Below are 19,638 nucleotides of genomic sequence, written 5' to 3' on the forward strand. Positions count from 1 at the left end.
GGGCGTTCACGGGAGGTGCCATGTCACGGACACTGCGGGTGACCGCGCTCGCCGGGGTGCTCACCCTGGCGGTCAGCGGGTGCGGGGGAGTGGGCGGCGGCGGCGACAGCGCCGGCGGTGGGGGCACGGGCAAGGGCGCCCTGACCACCATGGGCTTCGGCCTCTCCGACGAGATCGCCACCACCCGGGTGGACGCCTTCAAGAAGGCCGACCCGGACGTCGACCTGAAGATCACCGAGGGTGCCTTCGACGAGCAGCAGTTCCTCTCGGCGGTCGCCTCGGGCAATCCGCCGGACCTGGTCTACATGGACCGCAAGCTGGTCGGCACGTACGCCAAGCGCGGCTCCATCCAGCCGATGACCGACTGCGTCAAGCAGCAGAACATCGACATGGGCCAGTACCGTCCGGCGGCGAAGGACCAGGTCACCCTGGACGGCACCGTGTACGCCATCCCCGAGTTCAGCAGCGTACGGGTCGTCTACCTGAACGAGGCGCTGCTCAGGCAGGCCAGGCTCACCGCCGACCAGGTGGACCTGTCGAACTGGGCGGCGCTGCCGGCGCTCAACGCCCGGCTGGCGAAGGTCACCGGCGGCCGGCTCTCCCGGATCGGCATCGACCCGAAGATCCCCGAGTTCCTGCCGATGTGGGCCAAGGCCAACGGCGCGGACATGATCTCCGCCGACGGCACGAAGGCCAACCTGGACGACCCCAAGGTGGTCGAGGCGCTGACCACCGGCGTCAAGCTCATCTCCGACCAGGGCGGCTTCGGAAAGTTCAAGTCCTTCCGGGACACCTTCGACTTCTTCGGCGCCAAGAACCCGCTGGCGACGAACCAGATCGTCGCCTGGCCGATGGAGGAGTGGTTCCTCAACCAGGCCGCCAAGAACAGCCCCAAGGCCGAGTTGGTGGTCAAGCCCTTCGTCGACCGGCAGGGCAAGCCGCTGACCATGTCCTCCGGGCAGGCCTGGGTGATCACCAAGGGGGCGAAGAACCCCGACGCGGCCTGCGCCTTCGTCAAGACGATGACCGCCACCGACACCTGGTTCGCCGCCGCGAAGGCGCGTGCCGAGGCCCGTAAGGCCGCCGGCCAGCCGTTCACCGGCGTCTACACCGGCAACGCCGAGGCGGACAAGAAGATCTTCGACGAGCTCTACCAGCCGACCGGCAACAAGCGCTTCGACGACGCGGTGGCCACCATCCGCTCCGTGCAGGAGGCCGGGTTCGCGATGCCGGCCTCGCCGGCCGGCGCCGAGTTCGACAAGGCGTGGTACGACGCGGTGAACCGGGTGTTGGCCGGGCAGGAACAGCCGGAGGCGGCGCTGCGCCGGGCCCAGCAGGAGGCGACCGCCGCGCTGGACAAGGCCGCGAAGTAGCAGCGGCCGTGGCCACCACCGTGAGCACCCCCGCACCGGGCCGGCGGCGTCGTACGCCGCTGGCCCGGCGGGAGGCGCGCTGGGCGTACCTCTTCCTGGCGCCGTGGATCGTCGGGTTCCTGGTCTTCTACGCCGGCCCGATGATCGCCAGCCTGTGGCTCAGCTTCACCGAGTACGACGTGATCAACGCGCCGCGCTTCACCGGGCTGGACAACTACCGGGAGCTGATGGCCGACCCGCAGGTGGCCCGCAGCCTCGGCAACACGGTCTACTACACGGCGCTGCACGTGCCGCTGGTGATGGCCATCTCGCTCGGCCTGGCCCTGCTGCTCAAGCGGGTCGGCCGCCTCCAGGGTTTCTTCCGGACGGTGTTCTACCTGCCGGTGATGACCCCGGCGGTGGCCGTCGGCATCCTGTTCCTGCTGCTGCTCAACACCCAGGACGGGCTGATCAACCGCGGGCTGGCGCTGTTCGGGATCGAGGGCCCAAGCTGGACCACCGATCCGACCTGGGTGATGCCCGGGATCGTCCTGATGAGCCTGTGGAGCCTCGGCTCGACGGTCATCATCTACCTCGCCGCGCTGCAGAACGTGCCCCGCGACCTCTACGAGGCCGCCGACCTCGACGGGGCCGGCGCGTGGGCCCGGTTCCGTCACGTCACCCTGCCGATGATCTCGGGATCGCTCTTCTTCACGCTGATCGTCAACACGATCGCGTCGCTGCAGATGTTCACCGAGGTCTACACCATGTATTTCGGCAACCGGGAGACGCAGAACCGGTTCAACAGCGACGCGGCGTCGTTCTACGTCATCCATCTGTTCCAGGAGGCGTTCCAGTTCCTGCACATGGGCTTCGCCTCGGCGATGGCCTGGGTGCTGTTCCTGATCATATTGTTGATCACGCTGGTGCAGGTGAAGCTCAGCAACAGGTTCGTGTACTACGAGGGGGAGGACCAGTGACGGGGATCTACGGCCACAACGGGGTGGCCAACTCGCGACGTACCCGGTTGGGCGCCGGCTGGCTGCCGACGCACCACACCGAGCCGCGGGAGCACGAGGTGACCGACGGGCCGGTGGCCAACGCCCGGCGGTCGCGGGCGGAGGACGAGGCGCCGGGCGGGGCCGAGTCGTGACCGCGGCGGTCGAGCGCGGCGTGGCCTCGCCGGTCTCCGCGCCGGAGCCGGCCTCCGCCCCGCCGCGCCGGCCGCCGGTGGAGGACGGGCGGCGGCCGCGCTGGCAGCGGGTGCTCTTCCTGGTGGCGCTGCTCGGCGCCGCGGTGGTCTTCCTGCTGCCGTTCGTCTGGCTGATCGCGGCGTCCCTGCGCCCCCGCGAGTACGTCTTCGCCCCGGGCTTCCTGCCGGTGCCGTTCTCCCCGGAGAACTACGCCCGGGCCTGGGACTCGGTGCCGCTGGTCACCTGGCTGCTGAACAGCGTGGTGGTCGGGGTGGCCGCCGCGGCGGCGGTGACCCTCTCCAGCGCCTGGGTGGCGTTCGGGTTCGCGTACTTCCGCTTCCCGGGGCGCAACCTGCTCTTCGGGCTGGTGCTGGCCACCATGATGCTGCCGTTCGCGGTCACCATGATCCCGACTTACCTCATCTGGTCGAAGCTCGGCCTGACCGACACCCAGGTGCCGCTCTGGGCGGGCAACCTGTTCGGTTCGGCGTTCTACATCTTCCTGCTCCGGCAGTTCCTGCTCTCGCTGCCCCGGGAGTACTTCGAGGCGGCCCGGGTGGACGGCGCGAGCTATCCGCAGCTGTTCTGGCGGATGGCCTTCCCGCTGATCCGCCCCGCCCTGCTGGTCGCCTTCGTCTTCGAGTTCAAGGCCAGCTGGACGGACCTGCTCAAGCCGCTGATCTACCTGCGCAACGAGCAGCTCTACACGCTGCCGCGCGGGCTGAAGGTGGTGCTGGACCGGTTCGGCTACGGCGGCGAGCAGCAGTGGGAGATCGTGCTGGCCGGCAGCGTGATCGCCACCGTACCCATGATCATCTTGTTCTTCCTCGCCCAGCGGCACTTCGTCGAGGGCATCGCCACCACCGGCCGCAAGGGCTGAGTGGCGCGGGTGACTAGGCTCGGCGGCGTGGAGCAGACCCGAACGCTGACCCCCCGTACCGCCGTCATCTGGGCGGTCCTGGCGGCCGAGCTGGACCGCCGGGCCGGCGAGCGGCTCACCGTGCTCGACGTGGGCGGCGGCACCGGCGGCTTCGCGGTGCCGCTGGCCGAGGCCGGCCACCAGGTCACGGTGGTCGACGCCAGCCCCGACGCGCTGGCCGCGCTGACCCGCCGGGCCGCCGAGGCCGGCGTCGCCGACCGGGTACGCGCGGTGCAGGGCGACGGTGACGCGCTCGGCGGCCTGGTCGAGCCGGCCGCCGTCGACCTGGTGCTCTGCCACTCCGTGCTGGAGGTGGTGGACGACCCGGCGCCGGTGGTGGCCGCGCTGGCCGCCGCCCTGCGCCCGGGCGGGGCGGCCAGCGTCCTGGTCGCCGGTCGGGCCGCCGCCGTGCTCGGCCGGGCGATGAACGGCCACCTGGACACCGCCGCCGCGCTGGCCGCCGACCCGGCCGGCGCCGCCGGGCCGCGGGACACCCTGCGCCGCCGCTACGACGCCGACGGCGCCACGGCGCTGCTCACCGCCGCCGGGCTCACCGTCGAGGAGATCCACGGGGTACGCGTCCTCGCCGACCTGCTGCCCGCCGCCGTCGCCGACGGCCAGCCGGCCGCCCTGGTGGAGCTGGAGCGGGCGCTGGCCGCCCGGCCGCCGTACCGGGACCTCGCCGCCCAGCTGCACCTGTTCGCCCGCCGCCCGGCATGACCGCCCCGCCGGTGGACCCGCTGGCCCGGGTGGCGCCCGCGTACGACGGCGGCAGCCTCGCCGACGTGCTGCCCAGCGCGCTCGCGGTGCTCGGTGTCCCCGGCGTCGCCGACCCGCTCGGCCTGGCGCCGCGTCTGGACGGCGTACGCCGGGTCGCGGTGCTGCTGGTCGACGGGCTCGGCTGGTACCAGATCCCCACCGCCGCCCGGTACGCCCCGACGCTGGCCGGCCTGGCCGCCACCGTCGGCCGGCCGCTGACCTCGGGGTTCCCGTCGACCACCCCGACCAGCCTGGTCACCCTCGGCACCGGCCGGGCGCCCGGCGTGCACGGGGTGCTCGGGTTCCGGGTGCGGGTGCCCGGCACGGACCAGGTGCTCAGCCACATCGAGTGGGCCGGCGACCCGGAGCCGCTGCGCTGGCAGCCGGTGGCCACCCGGTTCGAGCAGGCCCGGGCCGCCGGGGTGGCGGTGACCGTGGTCAGCCGCCCGGAGCACGCCGGCAGCGGGCTGACCCTCGCCGCCAACCGGGGCGGCGACTACCGCGGCGCCGCGGACGTCGACGAGCTGGCGACCCGGATGCTCACCGCGCTGGCCGCCGGGGCCGGACCCACCCTGGTCTCCGGCTACCACCCGGACCTGGACCGGCACGGGCACCTCAGCGGCGTCGACTCGGCGCCGTGGCGGCTGGCCGCGACAGAGGTGGACCGGCTGCTGGCCCGGCTGGTCGACGGCCTGCCGTCGGACGCGGCGCTGCTGGTCACCGCCGACCACGGGCAGCTGAACGTGCCCCGGGACGACCGCTTCGACCTGGACACCGACCCGCGGCTGCGGGCCGGGGTGCGGGTGGTCGCCGGCGAGCCCCGGGTCCGCTACCTGCATGCCGAGCCGGGCGCGGTGGACGACGTGGTGGCCGCCTGGGCGACGGTGCTGGGCGGGGCCGCGCGGGTGCTCACCCGCGACGAGGCGGTGGCCACCGGCTGGTTCGGGCCGGTGCCCGAGGAGCACCTGCGCCGCATCGGCGACGTGGTGGTCGTCTGCCAGGGGACCGCCGCCGTGGTGGCCAGCCGGTCGGAGAACCCGGTCGAGGCGCGGCTGGTGGCGTACCACGGCGCGGACACGGCGGCCGAGATGACCATTCCGCTGCTGGTCGTCCGCGGCTGACTCCCGGGGTGTCGGACCCGGGGGCTAGCCTGCGGGGATGGGTCGGAGCCAGTCGTTGCCGCGCGGTGGTGATCCGCGCTTCGGGCCGGACGCCGACGACTCGAGCAGCCCGATCCTGCACGTCGACATGGACGCCTTCTTCGCCTCGGTCGAGGTCCGTCGCCGGCCCGAGCTGCGCGGCCGGCCGGTGGTGGTGGGCGGCGTCGGGCCGCGCGGCGTGGTCAGCTCCGCCAGCTACGAGGCCCGGCGGTACGGCGTCCGCAGCGCCATGCCGACCGCGCGGGCCCGGTCGCTCTGCCCGCACGCGGTCTACCTGCCGCCCGACTTCTCGCAGTACACGGCCGCGTCCCGGGCGGTGATGCAGATCTTCCGGGACGTCACCCCGCTGGTCGAGCCGCTCTCCCTGGACGAGGCGTTCCTCGACGTGGCCGGCGCCCGGCGCCTCTTCGGTCCGCCCGCGCAGATCGCCCGGCTGATCCGTCGACGGGTCGCCGAGGAGCAGCGGATCACCTGCTCGGTCGGGGTGGCCCCGAGCAAGTTCGTCGCCAAGCTCGGCTCCACCCGGGCCAAGCCGGACGGTCTGCTGGTGGTCCCCGCCGACCGGGTGCTCGAGTTCCTGCACCCGCTGCCGGTCGACGCCCTGTGGGGGGTGGGTGAGCGGTCCGCCGAGTCGTTGCGCCGGCTGGGCCTGGCCACCATCGGCGACCTCGCCGAGGCGCCGTACGGCATGCTCCGCCGGGCGGTCGGCGACGCGGGCGCCGGTCACCTGCACGAGCTGGCGTGGGGCCGGGATCCCCGGGCGGTCACCCCGGAACACGTGGAGAAGTCGATCGGCGCCGAGGTCACCTTCGACGCCGACGTCGCCGACCCGGTGGAGATCCGCCGGTCCCTGCTGGCGCTCAGCGAGAAGGTGGGCGTACGCCTGCGCGGGGCCGGTCAGGTCGGCCGGACGGTCACCCTGAAGGTCCGGCTGACCGACTTCCGCACCGTCAACCGGTCCCGCACCGTCGGAACCCCGACAGACGTGGCCCGGGAGATCTTCGACACCGCGTGGGCGCTTTTCACCGCCCTCGACCCCGGCGAGCGGATCCGGCTCGTCGGCGTACGCGTCGAAGGGCTGACCGGGGTGGCCGAGACGCCCCGGCAGCTCACGCTGGGCGCACCCGAGCGCGGCTGGCGGGAGGCGGAGGCCGCCGCGGACGCCGCGGCTGCCCGATTCGGGCGATCCGTCATAGGACCGGCCAGTCTGTTGGGGCGCCGTGATCATCGACGAAATGAAAATCCACCCCGGCCATAGGTCGTCCCGCTTTCCGACGCGCGACCCCCCTCGTAGACTTGCGGGTAAGCAGCCGGTTGGCTGCCACGGTCTGTTGGCCCGTCCGGGCCGACCAAGCGTGACCGGGGAGGAGTGCCGTGCCGCTCTCGGAGCACGAGCAGCGGCTGTTCGAGCAGATCGAGCGGTCGCTTGCCGAGGACCCCAAATTCGCCTCGGCCGTGCGCGCCAGCGATCCGCGCTTCCACGCGCGGCGTCGCCTGCTCGTCGCTGCCGGTGTGGTGATCGTCGGCCTGGCCCTGTTGGTCTACGGCGCGGTGATCAAGACGCCGCCCCTGGCGGTGGCGGGCTTCGTCGTGATGTTGGCCGCGCTGGGTTACGCGGTGCAGTCGCAACGCCGGGCTCAGTCGCCCGACCTGCACGTGGTGGGCGGCACGACCAGCCGTCGGCGCCCGCGTGGCCGCAGCGGTCGGCGGTCGTCGTTCCTTGACCGGCTGGAGGACCGCTGGCGACAGCGCCCGGAGGGGCACCGCTGACCCGCCCAGGACCCAGGGGCTGAGCCGCCCCGGACCGTAGCCCGGCCGGAATCCCCAGGCCGGGCCCGTGCCTCGGCTGGTGGCCGGATCGGTCGGCCGGCGGACTGAGGCATCCCGGGTGCGCCCTGCACCGTGCCCGCCCGACCACCTGCGCCGAGGTGATCCCGCCGCGAGGTCCCGAACACGTCGATGCCCGGGAGATCCGCACAACTTCGGTGAAGATGCTGCCTCGGAACGCCGCGAGGCAGCATCTTCACCGATGTTGCCGCCGGCCCCAGCTCAGCCACGGCCCCAGCTCACCACGGACCCGGACTGCGAGGAACCCGGGTGACGGGAGGGTCAGCGGGCGGCCCGGTCGGCCAGCAGCCGGCGCGGGTTGAACCGACGGGCCAGCCGGTAACGGCCCAGGCTGACCGTCGACACCAGGCCGGACGACCGGTCGGTGAAGCGGGTCCGCCACCGCTGGAGCACCGACGGCGGTAGCACGGCGGCCATCAGCCGGGTACGCCGGTCGGCCCGCGATGCCAGTTCGCCACGGACGGCGCGCAGCGCCGGGTGCAGCTCCTCACCGGTGAGCGGCTGACGCGCGTACCGGGCCCGTTCCTCGGCGCGGCCGAGCAGACGTACCGCCCCGTCGGCCTGGGTGTCCCCGCCCAACTCGTCGCGGACCAGCCGGTCGGCGGTGGCCCGCGGGGTCTCCGTCCGGTCGACGAGGACCCGGTAGTCGACGAGGGTGTCCAGCAGCTCGTCCCAGGCGGCATGGGCGTCGGCCCGGGCCCGGTCCGGGTCCGCCTCGACCACCACCATCGGGCCGCTGCCGGGCGCCGCCGGACCGGCGGCGGTGGTGGTCACCACCGGACGGGCCGCCCGACCGCCACTACGCCGTCGACGCAGCGCCATCCGGCGCAGCGCCGGCAGGGCGAGCAGGGCCAGCAGGGCCAGGATGCCGGCGGTCCACCACGGCCAGACCGGCGCCTCCCGCGTCGGCCCGCCGGCGCTCCCGCTGAATCCGTTGTCGGTATCCGTGTCGCTGTTGTCTCGCCCCGCCGCGCCGGGCGAGGGGTCGGCGGGGCCCGGCGCCGCGCTGCTGCCGGCGGAGGGGGAGACCGGGTCCGGGGCGTCGGTGTCCGGCGCCCACGCCGACCGGGTCGAGCCCTGCACCGCGTACGCGGGGGTGGCGTCGAACGGGACCCAGCCGAACCCGTCGAAGTAGACCTCGGTCCAGGCGTGCAGGTTGCGGTTGGTCAGCACGTAGGTGCCGCCGGAGGAGTTGCTGCCGTTGGTGAAGCCGAACGCCACCCGGGCCGGGATGCCGGCGGCCCGCACCAGCCAGGCCATGGCGACGGCGTACTGCTGGCAGTAGCCCACCTTGTTGGTGAGGAAGTTGGTGATCTCGTCGCTGTTGCCGCCCTCGGTGGTCTTGGAGTAGCTGAAGCCGTTCTTCACCGAGAAGTAGTCGTAGATCCCGCGCACCTTGTCGTACTGGGTGTTCTTGTCCTCCACCAACCTGCGGACCAGCAGGTCGACCGCGCGTACGGCCGGGGCCTGGGTCTGCTGCTGCTTGATCGGGTTGTCGGCCGCCAGCGGTTGGGCCCGGCGCAGCGCCTCCTCGCTGTAGATCGAGCGGACGTAGTCGAAGGAGTACTTCTTGCCCCGGGAGTTGTCCCGGTTGGAGAAGAGGACCTGCTGCCCCCGGTCGTACAGCCAGGCGCCGCTGAGGTCCTCGATCCGGATCGGCTCGGCGTAGCTGGGCAGGAACGGCATGTTGAGGTTCTTGACCTCCACCGAGGCCCGGTACTTGCGCTGCTGCACCCCCTGGCCGGGCTCCGCGGTGGGGTCCGGCAGCCTCCGGTTGGCCGGCTGCCCGTTGGGCTGGCGGACCTGGAAACCGTTGGGCCGCAGATCGTCGGCGACCGCGTAGCGCAGGTAGAACGGCTCCGGCTCGTTGGTGGTCACCTTGACCATGTCGGTCGTCTCGGACTGGTTCAACTGCCCGCTGAGCGCCGCGAAGAGGTCGATCCGGCTCGGTGAGCCGCCCTGTCCGGGCCGGCCGGTGCCGGTGCCGTTGCCCGAGTTCAACGAGTTGAGCAGGCCGCCGCTCAACCCCGGTACCGCCAGCGGCAGGGCCACGGCCAGCGCGACACCCACCACCGCCAGGCGGCGGCCGGCGGCGGCCAGCGGGGAGGACTCCCACACGTCGATGTCGCGGCCCTCGCCGGTGAACCGGCGGCCGAACCGGCGGACCCGGTCGACGTTGTCGGTGAGCAGCAGCCACAGGTAGCCCGCAGCGCCGATCGCGAACGGCACGGCGGGGACGCTGTCCACGTAGACCGCCACCGGCACCGAGTAGATCGCCAGCATCGGCAGCCCGGCCAGCGCCGGGCGGCGCAGCCCGACCGCCAGCACGTCCACCACGATCGCCACGCCGCCGACCCCGAGCACGGTGACGAAGAGCAGCGGGTCGGTGTCCGGCACCTTGACGCCGTACGACCGCATGTCCTGCACCGACGCGGCCATCAGGTCACCGAAGTGGTCGATGGTGGCCGGGGTGGGCAGGAAGGCGAGCAGCTCCGTGCCGCCCGGGAAGATCCAGGTCAGCGCGAGCAGCAGGCCGGCCAGCATGCCGAGGATCTGCCCCCAGAGCGGCACCCGGAGCATCCGGGCCAGCGCGGCGACGCCGGCCACCACGGTGACCGCGACGGCTGCCTGGATCAGCCAGGTCCAGCGTTGGAAGATCGCCGACAGCGGGGCCGCCGCGAGCAGGGTCGCTGCCGCCGCCACGAATCCGAGGCTGCGTTGCCCGATCATGAACTCACTCCCGACGTCATCGCATCCCACCGGCTACCGTCTCGGCCATCGCCGCCCGCATCGCGAAACCCTGCGACCCGCGTCCCGCCTGCGGCCAGAGCACGGGCAGCCGGGCGCCGTGCTCGACGCTGATCACCCGCCAGCCGCTCTGCATCAGGGCCAGTGCCGCGCTGCCGTGCGCGTGCTCGGCCTCGGCCCGCGCCTTGGTCGGCAGGTTCAGCCAGGTCGAGCTGTCCAGCAGGAACGCGACACAGGTCGCGCCGTTGCCCCGCAGGCTCGCCAACAACTCGGCCTCGGCCGTGCTCAACGTGCCGAGCAGGGCGATGATCAGGCCACCGTCGGCGCGCTGGCGGACCTGCTGCACCAGGCTGCTCAACTCGCCCCGCTTGTCCAGCCGGACGTCGGCCAGGTGGTCCAGGATCAGTCCGTCACCGGCGCCCTCGCTGGCGTCCACGTCCGCGCCCGCCCCGGTCACCAGCCGCAGCTTGTAGCCGGCCTGACGCAGGTGCACCGCGACGCTCGCCGCGGCCGACACGGCCCACTCGAAGCTGGCCGTCGGCCCCTCGCCCCGGTGCCCGTACGCACGGGTGTCCAGCACGACCGTGGCCCGGCTCTCCCAGGGCTGCTCCTCCCGGCGCACCATCAGCTCGCCGGTGCGCGCGGTGGACTTCCAGTGCACCCGGCGCAGGTCGTCGCCCCGGCGGTACTCCCGGGTGGCCGCGTCGTCCTCGCCGTGCACCGCCACCGACCGGGCCCGGCTGTCGCCGCTGCCCGCGTACTCCCCGGGGAGCCGCACCGACGGCAGCGCGGCGACCTGCGGGATCACCGTCAGCCGGTCGATGCTGGGGAAGGCCCGGGACAGCTCGCAGAGCCCGAACGGGTCGGTCATCCGGACCACCAGCGGGCCCACCTCGTAGCGGCCGCGCACGTCCGCGCGGACCGTGTACGCCACCGAGCTCGCCTGGTGCGCGCCGAGCCGTTCCAGCACCACCCGGGGGCGGCTGCCCAGCGCGTAGGGCAGCCGGTCCTCCAGCAGCAGCGTCCCGGTGGGCAACCGGGACAGGTTCTGCAGGCGCAGCACGATCCGGGAGCTCGCGCCCACCGGCGCCCGGTGCGGCTCCAGGGACCGGTTGCAGGCAAGCTTGTAGCGGCTGCGCCCGACGTACGCCGCGGCCAGCAGCGGCAGCACCGCGAGCAGGACGGCCACCCGCAGCAGGTCCTTCTCGCCGAGGATGGCCGCGGAGATCGCGGCGGCGACCGCGGCGGCCAGGAACGACCGGCCGCGGGTGGTCAGGCCGCGCATCCCCTCCCGCACGTCACGGCCTCCGCGGCTCGTACGGCCCGCGGCCGTTGTTCGGCGCCGGTGGGCGGGTGTCGTACGGCGAGCGCTTGCGGTCGTGCGGCAACGGCAGCCGGTGCACCAGCTCCGAGACGATCGCGTCGGTGGTGCGCCGGGCCAGCTGCGCGTCGGCGGTCGGGATGATCCGGTGCGCCAGCACCGGCACCGCCAGCACCTGAAGGTCGTCGGGGAGCACGTAGTCGCGTCCCTCCAGGGCGGCCACCGCCCGGGCGGTGCGCAGCAGTTGCAGGGTGGCCCGTGGGGAGGCGCCCAACCGCAGGTCGGGGGCCTCCCGGGTGGCGGTGACCAGGTCGATGGCGTACTGCTTGACCGCGTCGGCGACGTGTACCTGCCGGACGTGGGCGATCAGCCGGCGGACGGTCGCCGCGTCGGAGACCGGTCGCAGCTCCTGCAACGGGTCGGTGGCGCCGTGCCCGTCCAACATGGCCAGCTCCGCCTCGGGACCCGGGTAGCCCATCGCGATCCGGGCGGTGAACCGGTCGCGCTGCGCCTCCGGGAGGGGGTACGTCCCCTCCATCTCGATCGGGTTCTGGGTGGCGATCACCATGAACGGGGTCTGGAGCTGGTAGGTCACGCCGTCGACGGTGACCTGCCGCTCCTCCATGCACTCCAGCAGCGCCGACTGGGTCTTCGGCGAGGCCCGGTTGATCTCGTCGCCGACGACCAGGTTGGCGAAGACCGCGCCGGGGCGGAACTCGAAGTCGTGGGTCTCCTGGTTGTAGACGCTGACGCCGGTGACGTCGCTGGGGAGCAGGTCGGGGGTGAACTGGATCCGCCGCACCGAGCAGTCGATCGAGCGGGCCAGCGCCTTGGCGAGCTTGGTCTTGCCGACCCCGGGCACGTCCTCGATGAGCAGGTGACCCTCGGCGAGCAGGACGGCCAGGGCGAGCCGCACGGTGGCGGTCTTGCCCTCGATGACCTGCTCGATGTTGTCGACGATCGCTTCACTGGCGGCGCGGAACTCGTCGTGCGGCAGCAGACCGCCCACCTCGTCCCAGGTCTGTTGTGTCACGGGCCTCCTCCTCGTCGCCGGACGGCAGCTCTGAATAGAGCACCTGGACCCGCCGTTGGGTTCGCGACGTGCGAGCCTCGTCTGCCGCAAAAATCTCACTGGCCTCTCAGGCTATCCATGTTTCTCGTCACCGCCGACCCCCGCAGGCGGTCGGTCGGTTACGCCCGGAATATTCGCCCGTCCGGGGATTCCCGGGAGCAACGGGACGATCACGTGGCGTTGCGGGGGCGTCCCGGGGCGTGGGCGCGCCCACCTGCTGTCGGGGCCGGCGCGCTACACTGCGGGTCATGGCCGGAGTCTTCCTGCTTCTTACCGAGCCGTGCTGATCCGCTGACGCGCGACAGCACGGCCGCCCCTCCTGCGCGAGGGGCTTTTTTGTGCCCGCAAGCAGAAACTCCCCATGTCCGACATGACCGCGCCGAGGAGACGCCATGAGTGAGGCAGCCGCACCGGCCACCGACATTCCCCCGTACCGGTACACCGCCGCGCTGGCCGGCGACATCGAGCAGCGCTGGCAGGACACCTGGCAGCGGGAGGGCACCTTCCACGCGCCCAACCCGACCGGCCCGCTGGCCGACCCGACCCACCCGCGCGCCGGCGCCGAGAAGCTGTACGTGCTGGACATGTTCCCGTACCCCTCCGGCGCGGGGCTGCACGTCGGCCACCCGCTGGGCTACATCGGCACCGACTGCTTCGCCCGTTACCAGCGGATGGCCGGTCGCAACGTGCTGCACGCGATGGGCTTCGACGCGTTCGGGCTGCCCGCCGAGCAGTACGCGGTGCAGACCGGCACCCACCCGCGGACCACCACCGAGGCGAACATCGAGCGGTACAAGGAGCAGCTGCGCCGGCTGGGCCTGGCCCACGACGAGCGGCGCTCCGTGTCGACCATCGACACCGACTTCTACCGCTGGACCCAGTGGATCTTCCTGCAGGTCTTCAACTCGTGGTACGACACCGACGCGAAGCGGGCCCGCCCGGTCGCCGAGCTGATCGCCGAGTTCGAGGGCGGACAGCGGGCCACCCCGGACGGCCGGCCGTGGGCCGAGCTGACCGTCGCCGAGCGGCGGGCCGTCGTCGACGACCACCGGCTGGCGTACGTCTCGCAGGCGCCGGTGAACTGGTGCCCGGGGCTGGGCACCGTGCTGGCCAACGAGGAGGTCACCGCCGACGGTCGCTCCGAGCGGGGCAACTTCCCGGTGTTCAAGCGGAACCTGAAGCAGTGGATGATGCGGATCACCGCCTACGGTGACCGGCTGCTGGAGGACCTGGACACCCTGGACTGGCCGGAGCCGATCAAGCTGCAGCAGCGCAACTGGATCGGCCGGTCGACCGGCGCGCACATCGACTTCGTCACCGGGCAGGGGCCGGTGCGGGTGTTCACGACCCGGCCGGACACCATCTTCGGCGCCACCTACCTGGTGCTGGCGCCCGAGCACGAGCTGGTCGACGCCCTGGTCCCGGCCGCCTGGCCCGAGGGGACGCGGGAGGTGTGGACCGGCGGGCACGCCAGCCCGCGGGCCGCCGTCGAGGCGTACCGCAAGGCCGCCGCGGCCAAGACCGACGTGGAGCGGCAGTCCGACACCAGGGAGAAGACCGGCGTCTTCACCGGCGGGTACGCCGAGCACCCGGTCACCGGCGCCCCGGTGCCGATCTTCGTGGCCGACTACGTGCTGGCCGGCTACGGCACCGGCGCCATCATGGCGGTGCCCGCCGAGGACGAGCGGGACCACGCCTTCGCCGAGGTCTTCGAGCTGCCGATCGTGCGTACCGTGCAGCCGTCCGAGGGTTTCGCCGGTGGGGCGTACACCGGGGACGGTCCGCGGATCAACAGCGCCGCGCCCGAGGTCGGCCTGGACCTGGACGGCCTGGGGCTGGCCGACGCGAAGGCCCGGGCCATCGCCTGGCTGGAGGCCAACGGCAGGGGCGCCGGTGCGGTGACCTGGCGGCTGCGCGACTGGCTGTTCTCCCGGCAGCGCTACTGGGGCGAGCCGTTCCCGATCGTCTACGACGAGACCGGCGCCGCCATCGCGCTGCCCGAGGAGATGCTGCCCGTCGAGCTGCCCGAGGTGGACGACTTCTCGCCGAAGACGTTCGACGCCGACGACGCCGCCAGCAACCCGGAGACCCCGCTGTCGCGCCGGCGCGACTGGGTGGAGGTCGAGCTGGACCTGGGTGACGGCCCGAAGCGGTACACCCGGGAGACCAACGTGATGCCGCAGTGGGCGGGCTCCTGCTGGTACGAGCTGCGCTACCTGGACCCGACAAACACGACCCGGTTCGCCGACCCGGAGAACGAGCGGTACTGGATGGGGCCGCGCGCCGCCGGTGACTGCGGTGGCACCGACCTGTACGTCGGCGGCGCCGAGCACGCCGTGCTGCACCTGCTGTACGCCCGGTTCTGGCACAAGGTGCTGTTCGACCTGGGGCACGTCTCGTCGTTCGAGCCGTTCCGCAAGCTGTTCAACCAGGGCATGATCCAGGCGTACGCGTTCCGCGACTCCCGGGGCGCCCCGGTGCCGGCGGAGGAGGTCGTCGAGGTCGACGGCCGGTGGTTCCACGGCGAGGCCGAGGTCGCCCGCGAGTACGGCAAGATGGGCAAGTCCCTGAAGAACGTGGTCACGCCGGACGAGATGTGCGCGGCGTACGGCGCCGACACCTTCCGGGTGTACGAGATGTCGATGGGTCCGCTGGAGGTGTCCCGCCCCTGGGACACCCGGGCGGTCGTCGGGTCGTACCGCTTCCTGCAGCGGGTCTGGCGGGCGGTCGTCGACGAGGAGACCGGTGAGCTGCGGGTCACCGACGAGCCGGCCGACGAGGCGACGAGGCGGCTGCTGCACAAGGTGATCGACGGGGTCCGTGGCGACATGGAGGGGATCCGGTTCAACACCGCGATCGCCAAGCTGATCGAGCTGACCAACGCCGTCACCCGGCTGCCGGCCACCCCGCGCGACGTGGCCGAGCCGCTGGTGCTGATGCTGGCCCCGTTCGCCCCGCACGTCGCCGAGGAGCTGTGGCGCAAGCTGGGTCACGCCGGCTCGCTGGCGTACGCGGACTTCCCGACCGCCGACCCGCGCCTGCTGGTGGCCGAGACCGTCACGTACCCGGTGCAGGTCAACGGCAAGGTACGCGGCCGGATCGAGGTCGCGGCCGACGCGGCCGAGGACGAGGTCCGGTCGGCGGCGCTGGAGGCGGTGGCCGGTTCGCTGGGCGGCAAGGAGCCGCGCAAGGTGATCGTGGTCAAGGGCCGGATGGTCTCGGTCGTCGCCTGACGACCGCGTCCCCGCCGCCCGTCCCGTCCGGCGAGGCCGGGGCGGCTCGACCCGCCGTGGAGGCCGCGACATCTCGCATGTCGCGGCCTCCGCGCGTCGGCCCGTGCCCGGGTTGCGGCATGTCATGGCTTCCGGCGGGCCGGTGGGCCCAACTGCGGCAACTGGCGAAACGTCGTGGCGGGACCGGCTTGCCGCAATCCGCCGCGGCGCGGTCCGGCCGGTTCTCGCGGTGGGCAGGTGGCTGCCCGGTCTGCGGTCGGCCGGAGGAGGTTTCCTGATTGAGCGTGATACCTGAGAGTCATCAATATTCCTCAGAGTCATCACGCTCGTCCGCGTTGCCGGATGCGGACTCGACTCGCCGTGGCCTGGCTGGCTCGTTGGTCCGCTCCCGGTGGCTCATGCGCCAGGCTCGGCCCGTCGGTCCGGCCCGCTCGCGCCGGCCCGCTCGCCGGCTCAGCCGAGCAGCGCCGCCGTCACCGCGTCCCGGTGGGCGAGCAGCCAGTGCTGCCAGGCGCGTACCCCGTCGACCGCGCCGGCGTCGCGTAGCCAGCGCATCCCCGGCCGGTCGAGGTCCGCGCCGGCGTCGATGCCCCGCCAGGTGTACTCGATCTGGTGCAGCATCACGTCCACCAGCTCGCCCCGGTCCAGCCGGCCGACGCCACCAGGACCCGTTGCGGCCACGACGGCGCCGGCCGCGGCGTCGTAGCCGGCGCAGAGCACCCCGGCCCGCCGGCCCAGCTCGCCCGGGTCGGCGTCGTCGCCCAGCTCGGCGAAGTGCCACGCCGCGAACGCCACGTCGTCGATCCGCCGGCCCGGCGCGGCCAGGTCCCAGTCGAGCAGCGCCACCGGCAGCGGCCCCTCGGGAGAGTCCCGGTAGACGGTGTTCTTGGGGGAGAGGTCCAGGTGGCAGACGGTCTGCGCGGCGCCGGCCAGCTCGGTGCCGGCGCAGGCGTCGTGCAGCCGGCGGATCAGCGCCGCCAACCCGGTCAGGGCCGCGTCGGCGCGGTAGCCGGGGTCCTCCCGCTCCCGCCAGGGGACCCGCCCGTCGACGTGACTGAGCACCTGCCGGCCCTGCTCGTCGTAGCCGAGGTGCCGGGGCGCCAGGCCCGGCGCGGCCCGCTCCAGGTGCCGCAGCAACGCCTCGACGAAGTCGGCGTTGGCCGGCCGGGTACGCCGCACCGTGTCGCCGATCCGCACCACCTCGGTGACGAAACCGCCGGGCAGCAGCTCCTCCCGGTCGGTCACGGCGTCACCCCCTCCGCCCGGCGCTGACGTTCGGCCCGCCACCAGCGGGCCACCAGCACCGCGCTGGCGATCAGGCCGAGGCTGGCCGGGGCGGCCGCGTACCAGTTGATCTGGCCCGGCGAGGTGGCGGCCGCGCCGATCGCGGCGTAGCCGAAGGCGGTCGGCGCGGAGGCGATGACGCTACCGGCGAGGAACGGCAGCAGCCGGGCGCCGGTGGTGCCGTAGCCGTAGCTGACCAGCCCGAACCCCGCGATCGGCAGCAGCCGGACGGTGACCACGCCGAAGACGCTCTGCCGGGCGAACCAGCCGTCGAGGCGGGCCAGCCGGCCGCGCACCCGTTCCGCCACGAACTCCCGGCCGAGCAGCCGGCCGACGGCGAAGCCGATCGCCGCGGCGAGCAGCGCCGCGCCGAGGGCGTACGCGGCACCCTGCACCGGCCCGAAGATCGCGCCGGTGGCGAGCGTGATGAAGGTCCGGGGGACCAGCGCCACCAGCAGCAGGGCCCCGCCGACGATCGCCACCACCGGGGCGAGCCCGCCGAGTTGGTCGGCCAGCTCGGGCAGCCGGTGCGGGTCGGGTCGGGGCAGCGTCGGCAGCAGCGCCGCGAATCCGGCCAGCAGGAGCAGCAGCAGGGCGAACCGTCGCGCCGACGGCTGCCGGAGCAGTCGCCGGGCGGCGGGGATCACGGCCGGGCGGCGGCGGCCACCGCGGCGCGGCGCTCGTTGCGCATCCGGTCCGCCCAGGTGTCGTCCAGCGGCGGGAGCTGGTGGATGCCGGTGGCCCAGCGCAGCAGCAGGTCGGCCAGGGCGGGGTTGCGGGCCAGGGCCGGCCCGTGCGAGTACGTGCCGAGCAGCTTGCCCCGCCACGCCCCCTCGGTGGCGCCGTCGTTGCCGACGCCGGCGGTGACCCGGGCCAGCGGCGCCACGCCCGGTCCGAGGTGGGTACGGCCGCCGTGGTTCTCGAAGCCGGAGAGCGGCGGCAGGCCGAGCCGCGGGTCCACCTCGCCGGCCAGCTCGCCGACCGCCCGGGTCGGGCCCCGGTCGGAGGAGATGTCGAGCAGCTCCAACCCGGCACAGCGGGTGCCCTTGGCGAAGAAGGAGGTGCCGAGCAGCTGGTAGCCGGCGCAGACGCCGAACACCACCGAGCCCTGGGCGACGGCGCGGTGCAGGCCGCCGTCGGCCAGCAACCGCTGGGCGCCGAGGGCCTGCGGCCCGTCCTCGCCGCCACCGATCAGGTAGATGTCGGCGGTGGCGGGCAGCCGCTGGTCGGAGCGGACCTCCAGCACCTCGACCGGCATGCCACGGCGCTGCGCCCGGCGGGCCAGGATCAGCGCGTTGCCCCGGTCGCCGTAGGTGGAGAGCAGGTCGGGGTAGATCCAGACGATGCGCAGGCTCTCAGTTGACACGGTCCAGCTCCGCTCGGATGTCCTGGAAGGCGGTGTAGTTGGCGATGACCTCGAGGCGACCCGGCGGCACCGCGCGGACCGCGTCGTCGAAGTCGCGGACGTGCTGGAAGGGCACGTCGTTGACGTCCAACCGGACGGCCAGGTCGTACGCCCGGTCGCCGGTGATCAGCACCTGCCGGCCGCGCAGCGGGGAGAAGTCGACGTCGAAGAGCCAGGAGGTGTCCAGGCCGTCGGGGTCCCGGGCGTTGATGGAGAGCAGGGTCGGCGCCACGTCGGCCATGTCGAACGCCTCCAGCCAGCTGGCCGGGTTCTTGGCCAGCAGCAGCCGGATGTTGCGCCCGTCCCGGTCGACCTGGGCGTAGCGGCCGGCCACCGAGGTGACCGAGCCGAGCCGGGAGACCGCGTCGACCGGGCGTACACCGAACTCGGCGGCGACCGCGAGGGCGGTCGCGGCGTTGCCGACGTTGACCTTGCCGGGCAGCTGGAGGGTGACCTTGTGCCAGGCGCCGGTCGGGTCGATCACCCCGTCGTCCTCGACGGTCCACTGCGGCTCGGGCCGGCGCAGCGGGCAGCCGCTGCACCACCACTGCTCGCCGGAGCGCTGGATGGTGGAGCCGCACTCCGGGCAGACCCAGGAGTCGTCGTGCCAGCGCTGCCCGGCGCTGAACCAGGTGACGTGCGGCGGGTGGACGCCGCGGGCCGGGTCGGCCGGCGGGGTGGCCGCCCAGACGACCATCGGGTCGTCGGCGTTGGCGACCACGCGCACCTGGGGGTGCCGGATCAGCGCGGCCCGCCAGAGCTGCGCCATCATGGCGACCTCCTTGGCCCGGTCGAGCTGGTCGCGGGAGAGGTTGAGCAGCGCCACCACGTGCGGCTCGGTGGCCTCCAGTACCTGCGCCAGGTAGTGCTCGTCGACCTCCAGCACCGCGTACGGGGTGCTGCCGGCCCGGGCCAGCGCCGAGGTGTGCCCGGTGGGCATGTTCGCGCCGAAGGAGTTGGTGGCCACCCGGCCGAGCACGCCGACCGCCGCGGCGCAGAGCCGGGTGGTGGTGGTCTTGCCGTTGGTGCCGGAGACCAGCGCGATGGCGCGGCCGTTGGAGAGGTGGGCGAGCAGGTCCGGGTCGATCTTCAGGCCGATCCAGCCACCGATCACCGAGCCGTCGCCCCGGCCGGCGGCCCGGGAGAGCGCCCCGGCCGTCCGGGACACGGAGCTGGCCACCTTCGCCCGCAGGGGCATCTTCGCGTCCGTCACCCGAGCGAGGTTACCGGACCGGCGGGGCCACCAGATCGCCGCCGACGGCTAACCGTTCGCACCGGACCCTCCGGGCGACCGGTCGGCCGGTGCTCGGCCGACCGGGGTGGACCGATGTCGGGAAGCGGACG

16 protein-coding genes are annotated in these 19,638 nt (G+C 73.4%); 9 read left to right on the top strand and 7 right to left on the bottom strand.

Annotated features, from left to right (window positions below; genetic code table 11):
- The first annotated feature begins 20 nt into the window (after positions 1-20).
- From GA0070564_RS23875 to GA0070564_RS23905, 8 genes are all read left to right on the top strand, one after another.
- Positions 21-1,373 (top strand): extracellular solute-binding protein, encoded by a 1,353-nt coding sequence (locus GA0070564_RS23875; RefSeq protein ID WP_091613135.1) that lies wholly within the window; start codon positions 21-23, stop codon positions 1,371-1,373.
- An 8-nt stretch (positions 1,374-1,381) separates the two neighbouring features.
- Positions 1,382-2,332: a carbohydrate ABC transporter permease gene (locus GA0070564_RS23880; RefSeq protein WP_245670197.1), complete on the top strand. Its 951-nt coding sequence runs from the start codon at positions 1,382-1,384 to the stop codon at positions 2,330-2,332.
- A complete protein-coding gene (locus tag GA0070564_RS29485; protein WP_176730812.1) occupies positions 2,329-2,505 on the top strand; it encodes a hypothetical protein in 177 nt (58 codons plus the stop codon). The genes GA0070564_RS23880 and GA0070564_RS29485 overlap by 4 nt, the downstream gene beginning before the upstream one ends.
- Positions 2,502-3,425, top strand: coding sequence for a carbohydrate ABC transporter permease (locus GA0070564_RS23885; RefSeq protein WP_091613138.1), 924 nt, complete (start codon positions 2,502-2,504; stop codon positions 3,423-3,425). The genes GA0070564_RS29485 and GA0070564_RS23885 overlap by 4 nt, the downstream gene beginning before the upstream one ends.
- Positions 3,426-3,434: 9 nt before the next feature.
- Positions 3,435-4,184 carry a methyltransferase domain-containing protein gene (locus GA0070564_RS23890; RefSeq protein ID WP_176730813.1) on the top strand — a complete coding sequence of 250 codons (750 nt, stop codon included), beginning with the start codon at positions 3,435-3,437 and terminating at the stop codon, positions 4,182-4,184.
- Complete coding sequence (locus GA0070564_RS23895; protein ID WP_091613146.1) at positions 4,181-5,344, top strand: alkaline phosphatase family protein; 1,164 nt, start codon at positions 4,181-4,183, stop codon at positions 5,342-5,344. The genes GA0070564_RS23890 and GA0070564_RS23895 overlap by 4 nt, the downstream gene beginning before the upstream one ends.
- 37 nt (positions 5,345-5,381) lie before the next feature.
- Positions 5,382-6,641, top strand: a complete 1,260-nt coding sequence (locus GA0070564_RS23900; RefSeq protein ID WP_091613150.1) for a DNA polymerase IV — start codon at positions 5,382-5,384, stop codon at positions 6,639-6,641.
- Between the two features lie 116 nt (positions 6,642-6,757).
- On the top strand, positions 6,758-7,153 hold the full coding sequence (locus GA0070564_RS23905) for a DUF3040 domain-containing protein (RefSeq protein ID WP_091613155.1): 396 nt from the start codon (positions 6,758-6,760) through the stop codon (positions 7,151-7,153).
- Between the two features lie 339 nt (positions 7,154-7,492).
- Here the strand turns inward: GA0070564_RS23905 and GA0070564_RS23910 are convergent, their stop codons facing one another.
- From GA0070564_RS23910 to GA0070564_RS23920, 3 genes are read right to left on the bottom strand one after another with little or no spacing between them, the layout of a single operon-like run.
- Entirely contained in the window at positions 7,493-9,961 is a 2,469-nt protein-coding gene (locus GA0070564_RS23910) for a transglutaminase TgpA family protein (RefSeq protein ID WP_091613160.1), read from the bottom strand.
- Positions 9,962-9,977: 16 nt separating this feature from the next.
- Positions 9,978-11,276, bottom strand: coding sequence for a DUF58 domain-containing protein (locus tag GA0070564_RS23915; RefSeq protein ID WP_091613163.1), 1,299 nt, complete (start codon positions 11,274-11,276; stop codon positions 9,978-9,980).
- Position 11,277: 1 nt separating this feature from the next.
- Entirely contained in the window at positions 11,278-12,333 is a 1,056-nt protein-coding gene (locus GA0070564_RS23920) for an AAA family ATPase (protein WP_091613166.1), read from the bottom strand.
- A gap of 431 nt (positions 12,334-12,764) precedes the next feature.
- Between GA0070564_RS23920 and leuS the strand changes: the two genes are divergently transcribed.
- Positions 12,765-15,605, top strand: a complete 2,841-nt coding sequence (leuS, locus tag GA0070564_RS23925; protein ID WP_091613169.1) for a leucine--tRNA ligase — start codon at positions 12,765-12,767, stop codon at positions 15,603-15,605.
- A 453-nt stretch (positions 15,606-16,058) separates the two neighbouring features.
- Here leuS and GA0070564_RS23930 read toward each other — a convergent pair whose 3' ends face one another.
- From GA0070564_RS23930 to GA0070564_RS23945, 4 genes are read right to left on the bottom strand one after another with little or no spacing between them, the layout of a single operon-like run.
- A complete protein-coding gene (locus GA0070564_RS23930) occupies positions 16,059-16,850 on the bottom strand; it encodes a phosphotransferase (RefSeq protein WP_176730814.1) in 792 nt (263 codons plus the stop codon).
- Positions 16,847-17,593 carry a TVP38/TMEM64 family protein gene (locus GA0070564_RS23935; RefSeq protein ID WP_091613643.1) on the bottom strand — a complete coding sequence of 249 codons (747 nt, stop codon included), beginning with the start codon at positions 17,591-17,593 and terminating at the stop codon, positions 16,847-16,849. The genes GA0070564_RS23930 and GA0070564_RS23935 overlap by 4 nt, the downstream gene beginning before the upstream one ends.
- Positions 17,533-18,255, bottom strand: a complete 723-nt coding sequence (locus GA0070564_RS23940; RefSeq protein ID WP_091613177.1) for a type 1 glutamine amidotransferase — start codon at positions 18,253-18,255, stop codon at positions 17,533-17,535. The genes GA0070564_RS23935 and GA0070564_RS23940 overlap by 61 nt, the downstream gene beginning before the upstream one ends.
- Positions 18,245-19,492, bottom strand: a complete 1,248-nt coding sequence (locus GA0070564_RS23945) for a MurT ligase domain-containing protein (RefSeq protein WP_091613181.1) — start codon at positions 19,490-19,492, stop codon at positions 18,245-18,247. Before GA0070564_RS23945 ends, GA0070564_RS23940 begins: the two co-directional genes overlap by 11 nt.
- Positions 19,493-19,638 lie beyond the last annotated feature (146 nt).

The organism is Micromonospora mirobrigensis (assembly GCF_900091555.1).
Classification (GTDB): Bacteria; Actinomycetota; Actinomycetes; order Mycobacteriales; family Micromonosporaceae; genus Micromonospora; species Micromonospora mirobrigensis.

Coding starts and splice junctions, on each gene's coding strand:
- GA0070564_RS23875 (WP_091613135.1), top strand. CDS start 21: ATGTCACGGACACTGCGGGTGACCGCGCTCGCCGGGGTGCTCACCCTG.
- GA0070564_RS23895 (WP_091613146.1), top strand. CDS start 4,181: ATGACCGCCCCGCCGGTGGACCCGCTGGCCCGGGTGGCGCCCGCGTAC.
- GA0070564_RS23900 (WP_091613150.1), top strand. CDS start 5,382: ATGGGTCGGAGCCAGTCGTTGCCGCGCGGTGGTGATCCGCGCTTCGGG.
- GA0070564_RS23910 (WP_091613160.1), bottom strand. CDS start 9,961: ATGATCGGGCAACGCAGCCTCGGATTCGTGGCGGCGGCAGCGACCCTG.
- leuS (WP_091613169.1), top strand. CDS start 12,765: ATGAGTGAGGCAGCCGCACCGGCCACCGACATTCCCCCGTACCGGTAC.
- GA0070564_RS23945 (WP_091613181.1), bottom strand. CDS start 19,492: ATGCCCCTGCGGGCGAAGGTGGCCAGCTCCGTGTCCCGGACGGCCGGG.